Origin of the sequence: Vineibacter terrae (assembly GCF_008039615.1) — a bacterium.
GTDB lineage: Bacteria > Pseudomonadota > Alphaproteobacteria > Reyranellales > Reyranellaceae > Vineibacter > Vineibacter terrae.
In genome coordinates this window covers 25,293-45,406 of record NZ_VDUZ01000050.1, presented here as the reverse complement: position 1 = coordinate 45,406, position 20,114 = coordinate 25,293, and the positions used below count along the sequence as shown (strand labels likewise).

General features: G+C 70.2%; 18 protein-coding genes. 13 read left to right on the top strand and 5 right to left on the bottom strand.

Translation table 11 applies throughout. The features are described from left to right. Positions 1-75: 75 nt before the first annotated feature. On the bottom strand, positions 76-921 hold the full coding sequence (locus FHP25_RS32210) for an RMD1 family protein (protein ID WP_147851099.1): 846 nt from the start codon (positions 919-921) through the stop codon (positions 76-78). A 117-nt stretch (positions 922-1,038) separates the two neighbouring features. Here FHP25_RS32210 and FHP25_RS32205 point away from each other — a divergent pair, with 117 nt between their 5' ends. The 13 genes from FHP25_RS32205 (at position 1,039) to FHP25_RS32145 (ending at position 13,892) form a co-directional block, all read left to right on the top strand. Next, positions 1,039-2,619 carry an ABC transporter substrate-binding protein gene (locus tag FHP25_RS32205; RefSeq protein ID WP_147851098.1) on the top strand — a complete coding sequence of 527 codons (1,581 nt, stop codon included), beginning with the start codon at positions 1,039-1,041 and terminating at the stop codon, positions 2,617-2,619. A gap of 160 nt (positions 2,620-2,779) precedes the next feature. Continuing rightward, the gene (locus tag FHP25_RS32200) at positions 2,780-3,778 is read left to right on the top strand and encodes an ABC transporter permease (protein ID WP_147851097.1); all 999 of its coding nucleotides are present in this window, start codon (positions 2,780-2,782) and stop codon (positions 3,776-3,778) included. Continuing rightward, complete coding sequence (locus tag FHP25_RS32195) at positions 3,775-4,707, top strand: ABC transporter permease (protein WP_147851096.1); 933 nt, start codon at positions 3,775-3,777, stop codon at positions 4,705-4,707. The genes FHP25_RS32200 and FHP25_RS32195 overlap by 4 nt, the downstream gene beginning before the upstream one ends. A 25-nt stretch (positions 4,708-4,732) precedes the next feature. After that, complete coding sequence (locus FHP25_RS32190) at positions 4,733-5,707, top strand: ABC transporter ATP-binding protein (protein ID WP_147851095.1); 975 nt, start codon at positions 4,733-4,735, stop codon at positions 5,705-5,707. Positions 5,708-6,044: 337 nt separating this feature from the next. Beyond that, positions 6,045-6,656 carry a class I SAM-dependent methyltransferase gene (locus FHP25_RS32185; protein WP_178133944.1) on the top strand — a complete coding sequence of 204 codons (612 nt, stop codon included), beginning with the start codon at positions 6,045-6,047 and terminating at the stop codon, positions 6,654-6,656. A gap of 88 nt (positions 6,657-6,744) precedes the next feature. Next, positions 6,745-7,740 carry an ABC transporter ATP-binding protein gene (locus tag FHP25_RS32180; protein WP_218578757.1) on the top strand — a complete coding sequence of 332 codons (996 nt, stop codon included), beginning with the start codon at positions 6,745-6,747 and terminating at the stop codon, positions 7,738-7,740. Between the two features lie 86 nt (positions 7,741-7,826). Further along, a complete protein-coding gene (locus FHP25_RS32175; protein WP_147851092.1) occupies positions 7,827-8,912 on the top strand; it encodes a M14 family metallopeptidase in 1,086 nt (361 codons plus the stop codon). 152 nt (positions 8,913-9,064) lie between these two features. Beyond that, a complete protein-coding gene (locus FHP25_RS32170) occupies positions 9,065-9,463 on the top strand; it encodes a cupin domain-containing protein (protein WP_147851091.1) in 399 nt (132 codons plus the stop codon). A 65-nt stretch (positions 9,464-9,528) separates the two neighbouring features. Continuing rightward, positions 9,529-10,809 carry an ArgE/DapE family deacylase gene (locus tag FHP25_RS32165; RefSeq protein WP_147851090.1) on the top strand — a complete coding sequence of 427 codons (1,281 nt, stop codon included), beginning with the start codon at positions 9,529-9,531 and terminating at the stop codon, positions 10,807-10,809. Between the two features lie 86 nt (positions 10,810-10,895). Further along, entirely contained in the window at positions 10,896-11,723 is an 828-nt protein-coding gene (locus tag FHP25_RS32160) for a M48 family metallopeptidase (protein WP_147851089.1), read from the top strand. 2 nt (positions 11,724-11,725) lie between these two features. Next, positions 11,726-11,971 (top strand): sulfurtransferase TusA family protein, encoded by a 246-nt coding sequence (locus FHP25_RS32155; protein WP_147851088.1) that lies wholly within the window; start codon positions 11,726-11,728, stop codon positions 11,969-11,971. An 87-nt stretch (positions 11,972-12,058) separates the two neighbouring features. Beyond that, complete coding sequence (locus tag FHP25_RS32150; protein WP_147851087.1) at positions 12,059-13,258, top strand: phosphoglycerate kinase; 1,200 nt, start codon at positions 12,059-12,061, stop codon at positions 13,256-13,258. 40 nt (positions 13,259-13,298) lie between these two features. Further along, positions 13,299-13,892 carry an NUDIX hydrolase gene (locus FHP25_RS32145; RefSeq protein ID WP_147851086.1) on the top strand — a complete coding sequence of 198 codons (594 nt, stop codon included), beginning with the start codon at positions 13,299-13,301 and terminating at the stop codon, positions 13,890-13,892. 82 nt (positions 13,893-13,974) lie between these two features. Here FHP25_RS32145 and FHP25_RS32140 read toward each other — a convergent pair whose 3' ends face one another. From FHP25_RS32140 to FHP25_RS32125, 4 genes are all read right to left on the bottom strand, one after another. After that, positions 13,975-14,820: a UPF0280 family protein gene (locus FHP25_RS32140; protein WP_147851085.1), complete on the bottom strand. Its 846-nt coding sequence runs from the start codon at positions 14,818-14,820 to the stop codon at positions 13,975-13,977. A gap of 6 nt (positions 14,821-14,826) precedes the next feature. Then, the gene (locus FHP25_RS32135) at positions 14,827-16,281 is read right to left on the bottom strand and encodes a 6-hydroxynicotinate reductase (protein ID WP_147851084.1); all 1,455 of its coding nucleotides are present in this window, start codon (positions 16,279-16,281) and stop codon (positions 14,827-14,829) included. Positions 16,282-16,423: 142 nt separating this feature from the next. Further along, the gene (locus tag FHP25_RS32130) at positions 16,424-19,225 is read right to left on the bottom strand and encodes a molybdopterin-dependent oxidoreductase (protein WP_147851083.1); all 2,802 of its coding nucleotides are present in this window, start codon (positions 19,223-19,225) and stop codon (positions 16,424-16,426) included. Beyond that, complete coding sequence (locus tag FHP25_RS32125) at positions 19,222-20,079, bottom strand: FAD binding domain-containing protein (RefSeq protein ID WP_147851082.1); 858 nt, start codon at positions 20,077-20,079, stop codon at positions 19,222-19,224. The genes FHP25_RS32130 and FHP25_RS32125 overlap by 4 nt, the downstream gene beginning before the upstream one ends. Positions 20,080-20,114: the final 35 nt, after the last annotated feature.

Below are 20,114 nucleotides of genomic sequence, written 5' to 3'. Positions count from 1 at the left end.
GTGCGCGGTCCCTCACCCTCCCATCGTGCTGGCGCACGATGGGCCCCTCCCTCTCCCGCTTGCGGGAGAGGGAGGTCAGTGGGCGCCGCGCACGAACATGTCGTACAGGCTGAGCAGGATCTCGAAGGCGATCAGCAGGATGATGGCCCATTCGAGCCGCACCGCCCGTCGCGTGTCGACGACCTGCAGCAGCGACGTGACCGATTCGTTGATCAAGGTGAGCTTGCGGCCCAGCGCCCGGCTGCGCTCGACGATCTCGTACTCGTCGGCCAGCCGCGCATAGAGACGCTCGAGCTGCGGGTAGTCCCACAACAGGTCGGGCTTGTCCTCGGCCTCGACCCGCACCGCCATGCGCTGCATGGCCGACAGCACGTGGCCGATCTGCCGCAGCAGCGCCGGTCCCTTCGTCACCACCCCGCCGCGGTCACGGAGCTGGAACACGAACGGCTCGATGCGGTCCAGCGCCGAGGCGATCGCCGTCTCCTGGTGCGCCAGCACGACGCTCTTGGACAGCACGCTGGCCACGACCTGCAGATGCTCCAGCGTCGCGTCCTGCAGCACGACCGCCTCGGACGCGACCGCAGCCTCGTTGACCTCGCCGCCCAGGACGATCTTCGCCTCCTCCGTCGCCGGCGCCCCTTCAGGCGCGACGACACGCCCGCGCAGGGAGTCGAGCAGCACGCGCTCGGCCGCCGCGTCGATGCCGCCCAGCACGACGACGCCGTAGCGGAACACGAAGGCGATGCCGCCCGCTTCCGGCTGCAGGGTCACCGGCGTGGTCGTGGCGCCGCTCGCCGCGCCCAGGCCACGGGTATCGATGCGCTCGCCCACCAGGATCGCCTTGAGCGTCAGCTCCGAACGCTCCGCCGGCAAGGGCAGCGCCTTCGTCGCCGACGCCGTCGACACGTTGTCGGTATTCATCGCCGTCACCTCCGGCGTGCCGGCTGACCGCCTTGCCAATGGCGCGCCGCCTGCATAGGAATCGCGACACGAACCATGCTCGCACGGCATAGAGTGCCGTATCCAGGGGGGCTTATCATGATTTGTCGCAAGGCCGGCGCCGCGCTGGCCCTCGCTTTGTCGCTCGCGGCCGCGCCGCTGCCGCTGGCGGCGCAGGAGCTGAAGGTGGGGCTCTCGACCGAGCCCAGCTCGCTCGACCCGCAATACCACAACCTGTCACCCAACAATCAAATCGCACTGCACCTGTTTGAAGCGCTGGTGGCGCAGGACCCGGCCCAGAACCTGCAGCCGGCGCTGGCGGTGTCGTGGAAGGCGATCGACGACACGACCTGGGAGTTCAAGCTGCGCGAGGGCGTGACGTTCCACGACGGCTCGCCGTTCACGGCCGAGGACGTGGTCTTCACCATCGACCGCGCCGCCAAGGTGCCCAACGCCCCCTCGCCCTTCACCCAGTTCACCAAGCAGATCGTCGGCATCGACGTGGTCGACCCGATGACCGTGCGGCTGCGCACCGCGGCCCCGGCGCCGCTGCTGCCGGTCGACATGACCGGCATCCGCATCATGTCGAAGAAGGCCGCCTCCGGCCCGGCGCCGGAAGGCAAGACCACGGAGCAGCTCAACCGCGGCGAGGGGCTGGTCGGCACCGGCCCGTTCAAGTTCGTCGAATGGTCGCGCGGCAACCAGCTGGTGCTGGAACGCAACGATGCCTATTGGGGGCCCAAGCCGGCCTGGAAGAAGGTGATCTTCCGGCCGCTGCCCAACGCCGCCACCCGTGTCGCCGGCCTGCTGTCGGGCGACGTCGACTTCATTGAGAATCCGCCCACGGTCGACCTGCCCAAGCTGGCGAGCAACGAGCGCGTCACCCTGGCGCGGGCCCTGTCGAATCGCGTCATCTACATCCACCTCGACCAGTTCGCCGAGCCGACACCGGGCATCCCCGACACCAACGGCAAGAATCCGCTCAAGGACAAGAACGTGCGCCACGCGCTGTCGCTGGCGCTTGACCGCACCGCGATCGTGCAGCGCATCATGGAGGGCTTCGCCGTGCCCGCCGCCGACCTGCTGCCATCGCCGATGTTCGGCACGCGCAAGGACACGCCGGTCGAGAAGGTCGACGTGGCGCGCGCCAAGAAGCTGCTGGCCGATGCCGGCTACCCCAACGGCTTCTCGATCACGCTGGGCACGCCCAACGGCCGCTACATCAACGACGCCAAGGTGGCGGAGACCATCGCGGCGCTGTGGACGCGGGCCGGGGTGAAGACGCAGATCGAGGCGTCGGCGCCGCCGGTGTTCTTCAAGAACCGCGACGAGCACAAGTACAGCGCCTACCTCGCCGGCTGGGGCGCCACCACGGGCGAGATGTCCGACCCGCTGCGCGCCCTGGTGGCGACGCCCAACCGCGAGCGCGGCATGGGCGGCACCAACAAGGGCCGCTACTCGAACCCGGCGGTGGACGCCAAGCTGGTCGAGGCGATGCGCACGGTCGACGACGAGAAGCGGCGCACGCTGCTGCAGGAGGCGAGCAAGCTGGCGATGGACGATTACGGCATCCTGCCGCTGCACTTCGAGGTCTCGGTGTGGGCTATGAAGAAGGGCCTGACCTATACCGGCCGCGCCGACCAGTACACGCTCGCCTACCTCGTCGCTCCGGCGCAGTGATGAGGTTTTCATTGTCCTCCCCAGCGCAGCTGGGGAGGTGCCCCGAAGGGGCGGAGGGGAGCCGACGTGATTTTGGTAACTGAGACTCCGTCGGCTCCCCCTCCGCCCTTCGGGCACCTCCCCCAACTGCGTTGGGGGAGGGAAACCGAAGCCTGAACCGATGCTCGTCTTCATCATCCGCCGTCTGATGCAGGCCGTCGTCGTGATGGTGGTGATGTCGGCGCTGGTGTTCGGCGGCATCTACCTGGTCGGCAATCCGGTCACGATGCTGATCAGCGACCAGGCCAGCGAGGCCGAGCGGCTGGCGGTGATCCGCGACCTGGGCCTGGACCAGCCGGTCTGGCAGCAATACCTCACCTTCGTCGGCAAGGCCGTGGTCGGCGAGTTCGGCAAGTCGTTCCGGGCCGGCGAGCCGGCGATGCAGCTGATCTTCCAGCACATGCCGGCCACCATCGAGCTGGCGCTGGTGGCGATGCTGCTGGCGGTGCTGGTCGGCGTGCCGCTGGGCATGTACGCCGGCCTGCGGCCCGACAGCCTGCGGGCGCGCGGCATCATGACGGTGTCGATCCTGGGCTTCAGCCTGCCGACCTTCTGGGTCGGGCTGATGCTGATCATGCTGTTCGCCGTGGCGCTGCCGGAATGGATCCCGGGCTGGCCGCGCCTGCCCTCGTCGGGCCGCGGCCCGACGGTCGACATCCTGGGCCTGAAGCTCAGCATCTTCACGGCCCAGGGCTGGCTGCACCTGCTGCTGCCGGCGGCGACGCTGGCGCTGGCCAAGGGCGCGCTGATCATCCGGCTGACGCGCGCCGCCACGCGCGAGGTGCTGCCCATGGACTACGTGAAGTTCGCGCGCGCCAAGGGCCTGAGCGAGCGGCGCATCGTGGGCGTGCACGTGCTGAAGAATATCGCCATCCCGATCGCCACCGTCACCGGACTCGAGCTGGGCCAGGTCATCGCCTTCGCCGTGGTGACCGAGACGATCTTCTCGTGGCCGGGCATGGGCAAGCTGCTGATCGATTCCATCCTGCTGCTCGACCGGCCGGTGGTGGTGGCCTACCTGGTGGTCATCGTCTTCTTCCTGGTGATGCTGAACCTGGTCGTCGACATCCTCTATTCCGTGCTCGACCCGCGCGTGCGCCTGGAGGCGCAGGGACGATGACCGACGCCGCCGCCGACAACATGCCGCCCGGCGCCGGCCGCGCCGCGCCCGCCGTCGAGACGCCGTGGCGGCGCTTCATGGCCGATTTCTGCGCCAACCGGCTGGCCCTGTTCGGCCTGGTGCTGGTGATCGTGGTGGCCGCCGCCGCCCTGCTGGCCCCATGGCTGGCGCCGCAGAACCCCTACGACATCGCCAAGCTCGACATCTTCGACTCCAAGATGCCGCCAGGCTCGGCGAGCAGCGACGGCACGCTGACCTACTGGCTGGGCACCGACGGCCAGGCGCGCGACATGCTCTCGGCCATGATGTACGGCATGCGCGTGTCGCTGCTGGTGGGCGCCGTGTCGGTGGTGGTGGCGCTGGCGATCGGCACCGTGGTCGGCCTGACGGCGGCGTTCTTCGGCGGCCGGGTCGATGCCTTCCTGATGCGCTGCGTCGACATCCAGCTGTCGTTCCCCGCCATCCTGGTGGCGCTGATCCTGCTGGCCGTGCTCGGCCAGGGCGTCGACAAGGTGCTCTATGCCCTGATCGCGGTGCAATGGGCCTATTTCGCGCGCGCCGCCCGCGCCGCCGCCCTGGTCGAGCGCGAGAAGGAGTATGTCGAGGCGGCGCGCTGCCTGGCGCTGCCGCGGCGGCGCATCCTGTGGCGCCACCTGCTGCCCAACTGCCTGCCGCCGCTGATCGTGATCGCCACGGTCGAGGTGGCGCATGCGATCGCGCTGGAGGCGACGCTGTCGTTCCTCGGCCTGGGCGTGCCGGTCACCGAGCCGTCGCTGGGCAAGCTGATCGCCAACGGCTTCGAGTTCCTGATGGCGGGCAAGTACTGGATCGCGCTGTTTCCGGGGCTGGCGCTGGCGATGGCGCTGATCGGCATCAACCTGGTCGGCGACCATCTGCGCGACATCCTCAATCCGAGGAACGCGCGGTGACTCGGTGCGCATTCGGACGTGCGCCATGAGCGACGCCGCAAGCCCCACCCTCGAGCTCGCGGACCTCAAGACGCACTTCTTCACGCGCGACGGCGTGGTGAGGTCGGTCGACGGGGTCGACCTGCAGGTCGGCGCCGGCGAGGTGCTGGGGCTGGTGGGCGAGTCGGGCTCGGGCAAGAGCGTCACCGGCTTCTCGATCCTGGGCCTGATCGATCCGCCGGGCCGCATCGTGGGCGGACAGGTCCTCTATCGCGGCGAGGATCTCGTCCAGGCATCGTCGGCGCGATTGCGGGCGCTGCGCGGCCGCAACATCGCCATGGTGTTCCAGGACCCGATGATGACGCTGAACCCGGTGCTGCGGGTCGACACGCAGATGATCGAGGCGATCCGCGCCCACGAGGCTGTCGACGACGCCACCGCCCGACGCCGCGCCGTCGCGGCGCTGACGCAGGTCGGCATCCCCTCGCCCGAGGCGCGGCTGCGTAGCTATCCGCATCAGTTCTCCGGCGGCATGCGCCAGCGCGTCGCCATCGCCATCGCGCTGCTGAACAAGCCCGACCTGATCATCGCCGACGAGCCCACCACCGCGCTCGACGTCACCATCCAGGGCCAGATCCTGTTCGAGATGCGCAAGCTCTGCCAGGAGACCGGCACGGCGCTGATCTGGATCACGCACGACCTGGCCGTGGTCGCCGGCCTGGCCGACCGCATCGCCGTGATGTATGCCGGCCGCGTCGTCGAGCACGGCGCCACCGCCGAGATCCTCGAGCGTCCGCGCCATCCCTACACGCACGGCCTGATCGGATCGGTGCCGACACGCGGCCATCGCGGCCAGGCGCTGTTCCAGATCCCCGGCATGGCGCCGTCGCCGCTGCGCCTGCCGCAGGGCTGCGCCTTCCAGCCGCGCTGCACGCGCGCCGTCGCGGCCTGCGCTGCCATGCCGGACCTGCAGGAGATCGCGCCGGCCCACCAGGCGCGGTGCTGGAATCCCGTGCCCTGAGGACCACCGTCATCCCGAGCGCAGCGAGGGATCTTCTGCGGCAAGGCGCACAGTGCGCTGTTCGCGGGAGATCCCTCGTCGCGCTCGGCATGACAGTGGCGGTCGACGATTTCGCGAAGCGATAGATTCGTCGTTGCGACGAAACCATGCGCCGCGCAACGCGAGCAGGCGATCGGCGTTGCTACCATTCGCAGCTGCACCATCATGCGGTTGACAGGCGTTTGTGGCGCGCGTGTGCTGTGCGATGTCCTCACGCGCCCCGCGATGGACAACCCATCGCCGCAACGGATCGTCGTGACGGGCGTTTCCAAGAGGAACAACGGGGATGGGGCCCATCATGCGAAGCATCACCAGCCGCAAGCCGATCTTCGCCGACCCCTGGCCCTTCCTGCGTGGCTGGTGCCGCTCGCCCGTGGCGGTCGGATGGCCGCTCGCCAGCAGCTGGTGGAGCGCGCAGCTTATCGCAGCGGCGGCGCTGCGCGCCGCCCGCAGCACGAGCGGCCCGGTCGTCGAGCTCGGCGCCGGCACCGGGCCGGTCACCGAAGCGCTGCTGCAGCTGGGCTGTCCGCTCGACCAGCTCGTGGTGGTCGAGCGCGATGCAGAGATGTGCGGCTTCCTCGAGACACGCTTTCCCGGCCTGCGCGTGCTGCAAGGCGACGCGCTGCGGCTGCGCGAGACGCTGGCGCGCGGCGGCGTGACGTCGACCTGCGTCACCGTGTGCGGCCTGCCGATGCGCGTCGTGCCGCCGGAAGCGGCCGAGCGCTGCTATGGCGATGCCTTCACGCTGATGCCCGCGGACGGCGCCGTGATCCAGTACACCTACGGGCTGCGCTCGCCGCTGGCTCCCGCCGCGCTGGCGGCGCTCGACCTGCGCGCCAGCTTTGTCGGCCGCGAATGGCGCAACCTGCCGCCCATGGGCGTATGGCGCTACCACAAGCGCGCGCCATGACCGGCAGCGCCCGTCTCGACATCGCCGGCTGAACATGGAAGGGTCGGGTTCCGTCGAACCGCGCCGCCCCGCATGGCCCGATCCCCTCATGGCCTCACCCATCGTCGACCTGACCGGCATCACCAAGCGCTTCACCCAGCGCGTCGACCTCGCGGGCCGCATCGCCAACGTCTTCGGCGCCGGGCTGCACGAGACCGTGGTGCAGGCGGTGTCGGATATCGACCTTGCCATCGGCGAGGGCGAGGTGGTCGGGCTGGTGGGCGAATCGGGTTGCGGCAAGAGCACGCTGGGCCGCATGGTCGCCGGCATCCTGGAGCCTTCGGACGGCGCGATCCGCTACCGCGGCGTGGCGCTCGAGGCGATGACGTCGGCGCAGAAGCGGGCCTGGGCGCTGGGCGTCCAGATGATCTTCCAGGATCCGTTCGCATCGCTCAACCCGCGCCTGCGCGTGGGCGAGACGATCGGCGAGGCGCCCGTCGTGCACGGCCTGGTCGACAAGGGCCAGGCCGCCGACTATGTCGCGGAGCTGATGCGCCGCGTCGGGCTCGACCCGGCGTATGCGCGGCGCTACCCGCACCAGTTCTCGGGCGGCCAGCGCCAGCGCATCGGTATCGCACGGGCGCTGGCGGTGAAGCCGGCGTTCCTGGTCTGCGACGAGGCGACGGCGGCGCTCGACGTCTCGATCCAGGCCCAGGTGCTGAACCTGTTCATGGAGCTGCGCCAGTCGCTGGGGCTCACCTATCTGTTCGTCAGCCACAACCTGGCCGTGGTCGAGCACCTGAGCGACCGGGTCGCGATCATGTATCTGGGGCGGATCGTCGAGATCGCGCCCACCGAGGCGCTGTTCGACGCGCCCAACCATCCCTACACCCAGGCCTTGCTGAGCGAGGTTCCCAAGCTGGAGGCCAGGCGCCGTGCCTACCGGCCGATCGAGGGCGAGCTGCCGTCGCCGATCGACCCGCCGCCGGGCTGCGCCTTCCACCCCCGCTGCCCGCATGCCGGCGCACGCTGCCGCACCGAGCGCCCGGCCCTGCGCGCGATCGCGCCCGGCCGGCTGAGCGCCTGCCACCTCAACGACGGATGAGGCTTTTCTTCTCTGTGCCGCCCGCGTCTCTGTGGTTAATCTTCGTGTCCCGGCGCAGGGCTGGCGGCCGCCGGCAGTGAGGGTCGATGTCGCATCACGATCATTTCTCGCCCGACTACCAGAGCGCGCGCGACACCTTCCGCGCCGCCTGCGGCGAGGCCGGCATTGCGGTGAAGAGCTGGCCGCACGACCTGCGCGGCATGCAGGGCGAGGCGCTGGCAACGGACACGGCCTGGATCGGGCCCAAGGATGCCAGCCGCGTGCTGGTCACGTGCTCGGGCACCCATGGGGTCGAAGGCCACTACGGCAGCGGCTGCCAGGTCGGCTTCCTGCGCGAGGGCCACTACCGGGACCTGCCGGCCGATACCGCCGTGCTGCTGGTCCATGCCACCAATCCCTACGGCTTCTCCTGGACCCGCCGCGTCAACGAAGACAACATCGACATCAACCGCAACTTCATCGATTTCGGCCGGCCGGTGTTCGAGAACGGCCTGTACCTGCAGGTCGCCGACCTGCTGGCGCCCGAAGCCTGGAACGCCGAGGTCGAGGCGCGCACGCGCGCCGGCCTGGCGGCGTTCGTGGCGAAAGCAGGCGTCGCCGGCTTCGGCAAGGCGGTCGTCGCCGGCCAGCGCACGCACCCCAACGGCCTGTTCTTCGGCGGCACCAGCCCCTGCTGGTCGAACCGCACCATCGGCAAGATCGTGCCGCACTACCTGGAAGACGCCAGCCATGTCTGCGTGCTCGACTTCCATACCGGCCTGGGGCCGTTCGGCTACTCCGAGATGATCTGCCGCCATCCGCCCGGCTCGCCGCCGCTGGCGCTGGCGCGGCGCTGGTTCGGCGATGCCGTCACCTCGCCCGCCGCCGGCGAAAGCGAGTCGCCGGTCATCGAAGGCAACCTGCGCATGGCCTTCGTGCGGCTGCTGCCCGAAGCCGTGGTCGTGGCCTCGGCGATCGAGGTCGGCACGCTGCCGGCCGACGAGGTCAACATGGCGCTGATCGCGGACAACTGGCTGCACATCCATGGCGACCCGCAGTCCGAGCAGGGCCGCGCCATCAGGCAGCGCGTGCGCGACGCCTTCTATTGCGATCGCGACGATTGGCGTGACGCCTGCTACCCGCGCGCCGTCGAGATCCAGAAGCAGGCGCTGGCCGGCCTGGCGGCGGCCTGACCGGGCGCGCTCAAGGCAGGGGCGCGGTCCCGGAACGGGCCCGATCGCGCGCCGGCGAAGATGCGCATGACGCCATACGCCGATCTTGCCGCTCGATGATACATCGCTGTCACCGAGAATGACGGCATGCGGTCAGCACGGAGAGCACCCATATGAGCCACAGCCAGCCGAAGGCGGTCGATATCCAGGCGGCCCTCGCGCCGCTGCCGGTGCTGCGCAACCGCCGTCCGGACACACCCGGCCCGGAGTCGGCAGCCGCCTTCGCCCGGCTCGCCGAGACGCGCGATGGCGCCGTCTTCGCCGGCTCGTTCGAGGGCCAGAGCCCCTGGGAGCGCCATCGCAACGGTGACGAGCTGGTGCAGGTCCTGGCGGGCGAGACGCAGCTCACGATCCTGACGCCGGTCGGCGCCTGCGTGCTCACCCTGAAGGCCGGCATGCTCACCATCGTGCCGCAGGGCAGCTGGCACCGCTTCCATGCGCCCACCGGCGTCACGGTGCTCACCATGACGCCGCAGCCGACCGACCATTCGACGGCCGAGGACCCGCGATAGACTGCGCTTGTCCGGGCGCGATTAGACGCTAGGCTCGGCCCGACGATTTCCTTTCGAGGCTGACCATGCTCGACGCCACGCTCACCACCCAGATCATGACCGCGGTCGACGAGACGTTCGACCGCCAGACATCGGTGCTGGCCGATCTCGTGCGCATCCCCTCAGTGCGCTACAAGGAGGCGCCGGCGCAGGACATGATGGCGCGGCTCTTCAAGGAGGAAGGGCTGGGCGTCGACCGCTGGCAGATCCGCATCGACGACATCAAGCACCTGCCCGGCTACTCGCCCAAGCATGTCGACTACGACGACGCCTGGAACGTGGTCGGCGCCTGGCGGCCCAACAGCCCCAAGGGCCGCTCGCTGATCCTCAACGGGCATATCGACGTGGTGCCGGAAGGCCCGCACGACATGTGGACGGCGCCGCCGTTCGAGCCGCGCATCAAGGACGGCTGGATGCACGGCCGTGGCTCGGGCGACATGAAGGCCGGCCTGATCCTCAACCATTTCGCGCTGATCGCGCTCAGGCGCCTGGGCTGGCGTCCGGCCGCCGACGTCTACATGCAGTCGGTGGTCGAGGAGGAATGCACCGGCAACGGCGCACTGGCCTGCCTGCAGCGCGGCTACCGGGCCGACGCGGCACTGATCCCCGAGCCGTCGGGCGGCGTCATGACCATCGCCCAGGTCGGCGTGATGTGGTTCCAGGTCAAGGTCACCGGCCATCCCGTGCACGTCTACAAGGCCGATGCCGGCTCGAACGCCATCGAGTCGGCCTATCGCCTGATCCAGGCGCTGCGCGGGCTGGAGACGGAATGGAATGCGCGCAAGGTCGACGATCCGCACTTCCACGACCATCACCATCCGGTGAACTTCAATGTCGGGCGCATCGAGGGCGGCGACTGGGCAAGCTCGGTGCCGGCGTGGTGCACCTTCGACATGCGCGTGGGCGTGCTGCCGTCGCAGACCCTGGCCGAGGCGCGGCGCGAGGTCGAGGACTGCGTGCGCCGCGCCGCGGCCAACGATCCGTTCCTGGGCAATACCCCGCCGACAGTGACCTGGGAGGGCTTCCAGGCCGAGCCATTCGTGCTCAAGAACCACGAGCAGGTGCGCGCCGTGCTGGCGGCGTCGCACCAGAGCGTGTTCGGCGAGGCGCTGCAGGACCGCACCTCGACCGGCACCGCCGACAACCGCTTCTTCGGCCTCTACGCCGGCATCCCGGCCCTGGTGTACGGCCCGCAATCCGACGACATCCACGGCTTCGACGAGCGGGTGAACCTCGAATCGGTGCGCAAGATCACGCAGGCCACGGCGCTGTTCATCGCCCAGTGGTGCGGGCTGGAGCGCGCCTGACGGACACGGCGTTGCAGTGCCGCAGTGCGCGCCCTAGATAACCCAGGACCGGACGCCCGCAAACGCAGCAGGAGTGGAGTAGCGCGGTGGCGCGTATCGTACGATCCGTCGTTGCACTGTCTGTGCTCGCAGCGGCGCTGGCGGCTTGCGAGTCGGCGCCGATCACAGGACGCAGCCGTCTGGCGCCCATCGGCGACCAGGAGCTGCGCGCGCAGGCGAGCCAGCTCTACCGCGACGAGCTGTCGAAACATCGGCTCTCGAATGACACCGAGCACAAGGCGCTGGTCGAGCGTGTCGGCCGGCGCATCGCCCAGGCCGCGGAAATGCCGCCCGAAGGCCTGTGGCGGGCGCCCGGCTTCCAGTGGGAGTTCAACGTCATCGACGAACCCGGCGTGGTCAACGCGTACTGCCTGCCCGGCGGCAAGATCGCGGTCTACACCGGCCTGTTCCCGGTCAGCCAGGATGAGAACGGGCTGGCGATCGTGATGGGTCACGAGGTGGCGCATGCGCTGATGCGGCATCATGGCGAGCGAATCGCCGACCAGATGGCGGTCGGGACGGCATCGACGCTCGGCGGCGCGATACTGGGCGCAATCATCGGCGGGCGCGACGACCGCGCCTCCGGCGCGGCTGCCGGCGCGGGCCTGGCGATCGCCGGCAACCTGGTGCTCCTCAACTTCTCGCGCACCCAGGAATCCGAAGCGGATCGCGTCGGATTGATCCTCGCCGCGCACGCCGGGTACGATCCGCGCGCCGCCGTGGGCCTGTGGGAGCGGATGCGAAGCGCCAGCAACAGCCGCGGCGGGCGCCCGCCCGAGTTCTTGTCGACACACCCTGCGGAAGAAACACGTATTGCCGAGATTCGCCGCCATCTGCCGGAGGCGCTGCAGTATTATCAGGGCCAGGACAGGTGATCATGGCTGATTCGCTCGTGGCTGACCGGACCTACGACGCCAGCGGGCTTTTGTGCCCGCTGCCGGTGCTGCGGGCCAACCGCATGCTGCGCGAGCTGGCGCCCGGGCAGACGCTGAAGGTGCTGGCGACGGACCCGGCGGCCGAGGCTGATTTCCCGGCCTACTGCCGGCAAACCGGCCATACGCTGGTCGGCACCGGCCGCGAGGGCGCCGTGCTGGTGTTCCTGATCCGCAAGAAGGACGCCTGAGCGCGTCACTGCATGCCCTTGCGCGCGGCAGCGGCGCCCGCTAGCCATGCGGCAATCGAGCCATCTGTCCGTTCCAGCGAGGTTTTCATGCCCTCCTTCAAGACTCTCGACGACATCGCGCCGGCTGGCAAGCGGGTGCTGATCCGGGTCGATCTGAACGTGCCGATGGAGGATGGCAAGGTCACCGACATGACGCGCATCGAACGCGTGGCGCCGACCATCGCCGAGCTGGCAGACAAGGGCGCCAAGGTGGTGGTCCTGAGCCATTTCGGCCGGCCCGGCGGCAAGGTGGTGCCGGAGATGTCGCTGAAGACGCTGGTGGAGCCGCTGGCGGCGACGCTGAAGAAGCCCGTCGCCTTCGCCGAGAACTGCATCGGGCCGCTGGCCCAGCAGGCCGTGGCGGCGCTGAAGAACGGCGACATCGTGCTGCTGGAGAACCTGCGGTTCCACAAGGAGGAAGAGAAGAACGAGACCGGGTTCATCGACCAGCTCGCGGCCCTGGGCGACATCTACGTCAACGACGCCTTCTCCTGCGCGCACCGGGCGCACGCCTCGACCGAAGGCATCGCCAACCGCATGCCGGCCGTGGCCGGCCGGCTGATGCAGGCCGAGCTGGTCGCGCTCGACAAGGCCCTGGGCACGCCGCGGCGGCCGGTGGCGGCGCTGGTCGGCGGCGCCAAGGTGTCGACCAAGCTGGAGCTGCTGGGCAACCTTGTCGGCAAGGTCGATCGGCTGGTGATCGGCGGCGGCATGGCCAACACCTTCCTGCATGCGCAGGGGATCAACGTCGGTAAATCGCTGTGCGAGAAGGACCTCGCCGGCACCGCGCGCGACATCCTGGCCAAGGCCGCGGCGGCCAAGTGCAAGGTGCTGCTGCCGGTCGACGCCGTCGTCGCGGGCGCGTTCAAGGCCGGCGCCGCCAGCCTCACCGTCGATATCGCTGCCGTGCCCGACGACCAGATGATCCTCGATATCGGCCCCAAGTCGATCGCGATGCTGAAGTCGGACCTGGCGGAGTGCGCCACCCTGGTCTGGAACGGACCGCTGGGCGCGTTCGAGGTGGCGCCGTTCGACGCCGGAACGGTCGCGATCGCGCGCGAGGCCGCCTCCCTCACCGGCGCCGGCAAGCTGCTGTCGGTGGCCGGCGGCGGCGATACGGTGGCGGCGCTGGCCCATGCCGGCGTCGAGGACAAGTTCAGCTACGTGTCGACCGCCGGCGGCGCATTCCTGGAATGGATGGAAGGCAAGGAGCTGCCCGGCGTGGCGGCCCTGGTCCGGGCGGCGTAGTGTCGGCGCGGCTTGCAGGTTCCAGCGCCGGAGGAGTCCGATGAGCGAAGTTGAGCGTCCGCCGCCGCGCCTGCCGTGGGATCCGCCCGACAACTTCAAGAAGCGCGTGCCCGACGGCGACAACCGCGAGCGGCTGGTGTGCGACGACTGCCAGTTCGTGCTCTACCAGAATCCCAAGATCGTGGCCGGCTCGGTCGTGACCTGGGAGGACAAGATCCTGCTGGCGCGGCGCGCCATCGAGCCGCGCAAGGGATACTGGACGTTGCCGGCCGGCTACATGGAGATCGGCGAGACCGCGGAGCAGGCCGCGCAGCGCGAAGCCATCGAGGAAGCCTGTGCCACGATCGAGATCGACCGGCTGCTGGCGGTCTACAGCATCGCGCGCATCGGCCAGGTGCAGATCATGTACCGCGCGCGGCTGGCCTCGCCCGACATCGCGTGCGGACCGGAAAGCGCCGAGGTCGGCTTGTTCCGCTGGGACGAGATCCCTTGGGAGAACCTGGCCTTCCCGACCGTGGTCTGGGCGCTGGCGCACTTCCACCAGACGCGCGGCATCAGCGAATTCGCGACCTTCAGCAACCCTACCGGCGATCTTGCCCGCATGTGGCCGCCGCGCAAGCCGGCCGGCGTGTAGCGCCACACCCGACCGGGCTCTGCTTGCTGCGGCTCAGGCGGTTCCTGCTCCACGCTCACCACACCGGCTCGATGGACGATCTCTACCGAGGCCCCTCCGGCGTCACCAGACGCCATGCGCCCTGCAGGCTGAGCGCGGCACCGACGATCAGGCCACGTGCCTGCAGCCGGCGCGCCTGGGCCGCACCGGCGTCGAGCGCCGCCGCGACGGCGTGCGCCGGCAATGGCCCGACCGCTGTCGTCACCAGCAGCGCACCCAGGTCGGTATCGTCGCGCAGCGATGACGCGGGCCGACGCTCGACCGCCGGGTGATCGACCAGGATCGCGTTGCCCACGATCGTCGCGGCGGCGTCGGCAACCGCAGCCGTTCCGGCCAGGATCGTCGCCGAGTCGGCGATGCCCAGCGAGAACGATCGTCCACGCCAGCCCGACGTGGCAAGACCGCGCACCGGCATGTCCGCGGCCAAGGTGGCGACGGCATCGCGCGACGGCACCGCGATGTTGGCCACCACGGCCGTACTCAGGCTTTCGCCCTGCGCCAGATGGAAGGCGATATCGCCGCCGTTGTTCACATAGGCCTTGGCGAGGTCGCGGCCCTGCACCATGGCCGCCAGCATCTCGTCGGCGACCGCGCCGGCGACCGCGGCCATCGGGGTGATATAGACGTCACGATACGGCCACACCGCCTCCGCCATGCGTCGCGCGACGGGGTCGGCCACCATCGGAAACGCATCGCCAACAGGCGCGCGCAGGATCGCAAGCTCGCGCACCAGGGCCTCCAGCACGTCGGCGAAGCGTGCGATGGCCTGGCGATAAGCGGCATCGACCTCGTCTGCCGCTCCCCACGCCTGGATGATCAGGTCGATGGGGCCGTGCTGCAGGTGCAGACGGCCATCGGCCAAGTGGGCGACCTGTGGTCCCTGCGGCACGCGGGCTCAGCCACCGGCGGCCGGCGACACGGGCCAGGCGCGCGTCTCGAGCTTGCTCGACTTCAGCACGTCCTGCAGCGCAACGGCGCGATCGGCGTAGCCGCCCAGCGCCACATAGTCGTCGCGGCGCAGGGTGAACTCGATCGGCGCCACCAGCGCCGGTGTCGGCACGTAGCCGAACGACTTCTCGGGCATGCGCGTGACGTCGACCATCAGGGTGATGCCGCCGCCGGGCCAGATATAGGCCGGCGCGCCGCCGCAGGTGACGCGGGTCAGCGCATCCTTCACCGAGCGCGTGAGACGCACCGGGTTCTCGGTGACGCCGGCGCGCAGCGAGCCGCCGGCGCCGGCCATGAACATCACCGTGCACAGCGCCGGCTCGCAGTTCTCGGCGATGCGCTCGACCACCTTGCGCACCGCCGCCGGCATGTCGGCCTCGACCGGCTTGAGCGCATCGTCGAGCACGTACCACGCCGCATGCTCGCCGGTGGTCGAGACCATCAGCAGCTTCAGTCCGGGCCACGCCACAAGCGGGTCGATGCGGTCGATGATCTCCAGCGGATCCTTCACGTCGGTGCCGCCCCAGCCCAGCCCCGGCTCGGCCACCTGGAAATAGCGGCCCGGCGTCGATTTGCGGCCGCGCACGCGGATGCCGGCCGCCTTCATGTCGAGGAAGCGCCCGCCCTGATGCTCGCTCAGCACGCCCGTGATGTGGTCGTCGACCACGATCACCTCGTCGACATGGCCGTGCCATTGCGGCGCGAACATGCCGATGGCGGCCGAGCCGCAGCCCACGCGCATGCGCGCCTCGCGCGCATTGTTGACGATCGGCGCCCGGCCCGCCTGCACGACGACCGTGGCGCCCTCGTCGATGGCCAGCGCGACGGGCTCGCGGTTGCACAGCGCCAGCAGCGCATCGCAGGTCGCCACGCCCTCCTTCTTGCTGCCGCCCGTGAGGTGCCGCACGCCGCCCAGCGACAGCATCTGCGAGCCATACTCGGCCGTAGTGACATGGCCCACCTGCTCGCCCTTCACCCGCACCGCCGCCTGCTCGGGGCCCAGGAAGCGATCGGTGTCGATCTTCACCTTCACACCGCAGTAGCTGAAGATGCCCTCAGTCACGACCGTGACCATGTCGATGTCGTCGGCGCGGCTGGCGACGATGAAGGGCGCCGGCTTGTAGTCGGGATAGGTGGTGGTGGCGCCGATGCCGGTCACGAACGCGCCGCGCCCCAATGTGCCGTCCCAGGCCTCGTCTCCCTGCGCGAACGGCACGCGCGGCGCCTCGCTGCGCTCCAGCAGCACCAGCGGATCGACGCGCACCAGCGTGCCGGCGTCGTTGGTATAGCGGTCGCAGGCGCCGGCGCGGCCAGGCCGTATGCGGCACAGCACGGGACAGGCATCGCAGCGCACGATGCCGGCCTCGACCTCGGCCTTGGAGAGGGTGATGTCGTCGGTCATTTGTGTTCCTCCCCACGCAGTGGGGAGGTGGCCCGGAGGGCCGGAGGGGACACGACGTGATCTTTGTTATCGAGACCACGTCGGCTCCCCATCCGGCCTTCGGCCACCTTCCCCGCAAGCGGGGAAGGGATCCTTGCCCCCGTCATCGTCCCTCCTTCCCCCTCAGCGCTGCCAACAGCCGGTGCGGCAGCACCGGCACGCGGGCCAGGCGCACGCCGACGGCATGATCGATCGCGCCCAGGATCGCCGGCGCGGTGGGCACCAGGCCGGGCTCGCCGACGCCCTTGGCGCCGGACGGCCCCAGCGGATCGCGGTCTTCGACCAGGATCGTCTCGATGACCGGCATGTCGCCGGCGGTGGGGATGAGATAGTCGTGCAGGTTCTCGGTGCGGCCGGGCAGATATTCCTCCATCAGCGCCAGCCCCAGGCCCTGCGCGATGCCGCCCTCGATCTGCCCTTCGACCTGCATCGGATTGATGGCGCGTCCGACATCGTGCGCCGCCACGATGCGCAGCACCCGGGTGGTGCCGAGCTCGATGTCGACCTCGACCTCGGCCATCTGCGCGGCAAAGGCGTAGCTGGCATAGGGCACGCCTTGCCCATCGGCATCCAGCGGCGTGGTGGGCGGGTCGAACGTGCCGACGCCGACCAGCACGTCGTCTCCGGCAATGACGGGCAGGCCGGCAAGGTCGATGCGCCGCACCGTGCCGCCGTCCCGGACGGTGAGCACCGCGCCGTCCAGCGCCAGCGTCGCCTCGGCGCCGGCATTGGTGAGGCGCAGGATCTGGCGGCGCAGATCGGCGCCGGCCAACTCGGCAGCCTTGCCCGACACGAAGGTCTGGCGCGAGGCCGAAGTCTTGCCGGCATCGGCGGTGCGATCGGTGTCGCCGGCAACCAGGCGGAAGCGGTTCATCTCCACGCCCAGCGCATCGGCGGCGATCTGGGTCATGATGGTGTTGCTGCCCTGCCCGATGTCGACGGCGCCGCTATAGAGCGTCAGCGTGCCGTCGCGGCCCAGGCCGACACGCATGGTCGACGGGTTCGACATCGACGTGTTGCCGATGCCGTACCACATGCAGCCGATGCCCACGCCGCGACGGCGATGCGTGCCCTGCGCCTGGGCCTCGGCGTTGAACCGCGCCGCCGCTTCATGCGCCCGGGACCAGCCCGGCCGCAGCGCGTCGAGGCAGGCGGCGAGCCCGGTGGAATGGGTCAGCACCTGGCCGGTCGCGGTCGCATCGCCGACACGCAGCGCGTTGCGATGCCGGAACTCGAGCCGGTCGATGCCGAGCTGATCGGCCAGCGAATCCATGGCCGCTTCATGCGCGATCGCCGCCTGCGGCACGCCGAAGCCACGGAAGGCGCCGGATGGCGGATTGTGGGTGAAGATCGCCGCGCCCCAGGTGCGGACGGCGGGCACGCCGTACGGGCCCATGGCATGCACCGGCACGCGATTGGCCACGGTCGGCCCCCACGAGGCATAGGCACCGGTGTCGAAGGCGGCATCCACCTCGCAGCCCGCCAGAAGTCCTTGCGCGGTCGCGGCGAACCGCGCCCGGATATGGGCCGGATGGCGCTTGGTGGTCGCGGCCATGCTCTCGGGCCGGGTGTAGACACAGGCGACCGGCCGGTCGAGCAGCCAGGCCGCGAGCGCCACCAGCGGCTGGACCGACTGGTCGAGCTTGCCGCCGAAGCCGCCGCCGCAGGCCGTCGGGATGATCCGCACCTGCGTCGGCTGCAGCCGCATGACGCTGGCGACCTCGTCACGGTCCATGTAGGGCGTCTGCGTGGTGACGGTGATCTCCAGCCGATCGTCTACCCGGCGCGCCCAGCCAGCTTCGGGCTCGATATAGGCGTGCTCGACGAAAGGCGTCTCGACCACCACCTCGGCCACGGCCGCAGCCTGCCGGAATGCCGCAGCCATATCGCCACGGCGCACGCCGCCGTCGATCAGCAGGTTGCCCGGCTTGGCCGCCTGCACCAGCGCCGCGCCGTCGGCGCGGGCTGCGTCGATATCGACGATCGGCGGCAGCGGCGTCCAGGTGATCGGCAGCGCATCGTCGCGCAGGCGCAGCACCGCCTCGCGCGTGCCGACGAGAGCCAGCACGGCCTCGCCACGATACCGCACCAGGCCGTCGGCCAGGACCGGCTGGTCCTTGATGTCGGGGTAGATGCCGAAGCCGTTGAACGGCACGTCGCCAGCGCACAGAACCCGCACCAGGCCAGGATGCGCTTGCCGCAGCGGCGTGAGATCGCCCACCGTGAAGCGCGCATGCGCATGGGGCGAACGCACGACGCGCAGCCACAGGGCATCGGCAGGAACCGCGTCGGCGCCGTAGGACGCCGTGCCATCCACGCGCGGCACGCCGTCGACGCGCCTGACGCGCGCGCCGACGGCGGCACCGGCCGGCGGCGATGCCGATGCCGCGGGCGCGTCGGCCGCGGCGAGCACCGCATCGACGATCTTCTGATAGCCGGTGCATCGGCACAGCGTGCCGCCGATCGCGTCCAGAACGTCCTGGCGGGAGGGCGCGCTGCAGCGGCGCAGCAGGTCGGTAGCCGACACCAGCATGCCCGGCGTGCAGGCGCCGCACTGCGCGGCGCCGTGAGCGAGAAAGGCTTGCTGCAGGCGGGACAGGGCGCCATCGCCCGCCGCCAGCCCCTCGACGGTCTCGACGCTGCGGCCTTCGGCCTGCCCCAGCGGCGTCAGGCAGGCGCAGACCTGCCGGCCATCGAGCAGCACGGTGCAGGCGCCGCAATCACCGGCATCGCACCCGACCTTGGTGCCGGTCAGACCAAGATCGTCGCGCAGCACCTGCGCCAGACGCTTGAGCGGCGGGGCGACGACAGCAACCGATGCGCCGTTGACCGTGAACCGCACGCCCGATGCGGCCGCGAGGTCCGGCGCCGAATCATGGCGAATGGCGGCATCATGCGGTGTCATGCGTGGGGTCCTGCGGCCTTGCGGCTCAGCGTCACCAGCAGGCGCCGGGTCAACGTCGCGGCGGCGGCGAGCCGATAGGCGGCGCTGCCGCGGACATCGTCGATCGGCTGCAACGGCGCGAATTGCGGCTCGGCGACGATGTCCTGAAGCGCGCCGTCGGCCCGCCGGCCCAGCAGCGCCTGCTCCAGCGCCGGCAGGCGCCGCGCGACCTCAGCGCATGCGCCGACCGCGATTGCAGCCGACGTGATGCGGCCGTCGTCATCGACATCCATCACGCCTGCCACCATGGCGATGGAGATCACCAGGTAGCGCCGCGCGCCTAGCTTCAGGAAATCGCCGACGGCGCGCGATGACCGCTTCGGCACCAGGATCGCGGTCATGATCTCGCCGGTGCGCAGGGCCGTGCGCCGGTTGCCGATGATGAACTTCGCCAGCGGCAGCACGCGCGCCGCCGTGGCGCTTTGCAGGATGACCTGCGCGTCCAGGGCCAGCAGCGCCGGCACGCCGTCGGCAGCCGGCGAGGCGTTGCACAGATTGCCGGCCACGGTCCCGGCATTCTGGATCTGGGCACCGCCGATCTCGCGCGCCGCCAGCTTCAAGCCGTCGAGCAGCGGCGGCAGGGGAGCGTCGATGATGTCGCGCCATGTGGTCGCGGCGCCGATGCGCCAGTAGTCGCCATCGTCATCGATGCCACGCAGGCCGTCGATGGCCGTGATGTCGAGCACGTCGTCGTCCGGCGCCCGCCCGACACGGGCCGGATAGAAATCGGTGCCGCCCGCCAGCACTGCCGGGGCGTGCGCGGCCAGCGCCGCGACGGCTTCCTCGACGGTTTGGGGACGCAGATAGAGACCCATGGCGCGCCCGCAGCGATATTGTTCGTAAGCGAACA

Bases quoted from the DNA above. Each gene is read 5' to 3' on its own strand.
- FHP25_RS32210 (WP_147851099.1), bottom strand. From the start codon at position 921: ATGAATACCGACAACGTGTCGACGGCGTCGGCGACGAAGGCGCTGCCC.
- FHP25_RS32205 (WP_147851098.1), top strand. From the start codon at position 1,039: ATGATTTGTCGCAAGGCCGGCGCCGCGCTGGCCCTCGCTTTGTCGCTC.
- FHP25_RS32200 (WP_147851097.1), top strand. From the start codon at position 2,780: ATGCTCGTCTTCATCATCCGCCGTCTGATGCAGGCCGTCGTCGTGATG.
- FHP25_RS32195 (WP_147851096.1), top strand. From the start codon at position 3,775: ATGACCGACGCCGCCGCCGACAACATGCCGCCCGGCGCCGGCCGCGCC.
- FHP25_RS32190 (WP_147851095.1), top strand. From the start codon at position 4,733: ATGAGCGACGCCGCAAGCCCCACCCTCGAGCTCGCGGACCTCAAGACG.
- FHP25_RS32185 (WP_178133944.1), top strand. From the start codon at position 6,045: ATGCGAAGCATCACCAGCCGCAAGCCGATCTTCGCCGACCCCTGGCCC.
- FHP25_RS32180 (WP_218578757.1), top strand. From the start codon at position 6,745: ATGGCCTCACCCATCGTCGACCTGACCGGCATCACCAAGCGCTTCACC.
- FHP25_RS32175 (WP_147851092.1), top strand. From the start codon at position 7,827: ATGTCGCATCACGATCATTTCTCGCCCGACTACCAGAGCGCGCGCGAC.
- FHP25_RS32170 (WP_147851091.1), top strand. From the start codon at position 9,065: ATGAGCCACAGCCAGCCGAAGGCGGTCGATATCCAGGCGGCCCTCGCG.
- FHP25_RS32165 (WP_147851090.1), top strand. From the start codon at position 9,529: ATGCTCGACGCCACGCTCACCACCCAGATCATGACCGCGGTCGACGAG.
- FHP25_RS32155 (WP_147851088.1), top strand. From the start codon at position 11,726: ATGGCTGATTCGCTCGTGGCTGACCGGACCTACGACGCCAGCGGGCTT.
- FHP25_RS32150 (WP_147851087.1), top strand. From the start codon at position 12,059: ATGCCCTCCTTCAAGACTCTCGACGACATCGCGCCGGCTGGCAAGCGG.
- FHP25_RS32145 (WP_147851086.1), top strand. From the start codon at position 13,299: ATGAGCGAAGTTGAGCGTCCGCCGCCGCGCCTGCCGTGGGATCCGCCC.
- FHP25_RS32135 (WP_147851084.1), bottom strand. From the start codon at position 16,281: ATGACCGACGACATCACCCTCTCCAAGGCCGAGGTCGAGGCCGGCATC.
- FHP25_RS32130 (WP_147851083.1), bottom strand. From the start codon at position 19,225: ATGACACCGCATGATGCCGCCATTCGCCATGATTCGGCGCCGGACCTC.
- FHP25_RS32125 (WP_147851082.1), bottom strand. From the start codon at position 20,079: ATGGGTCTCTATCTGCGTCCCCAAACCGTCGAGGAAGCCGTCGCGGCG.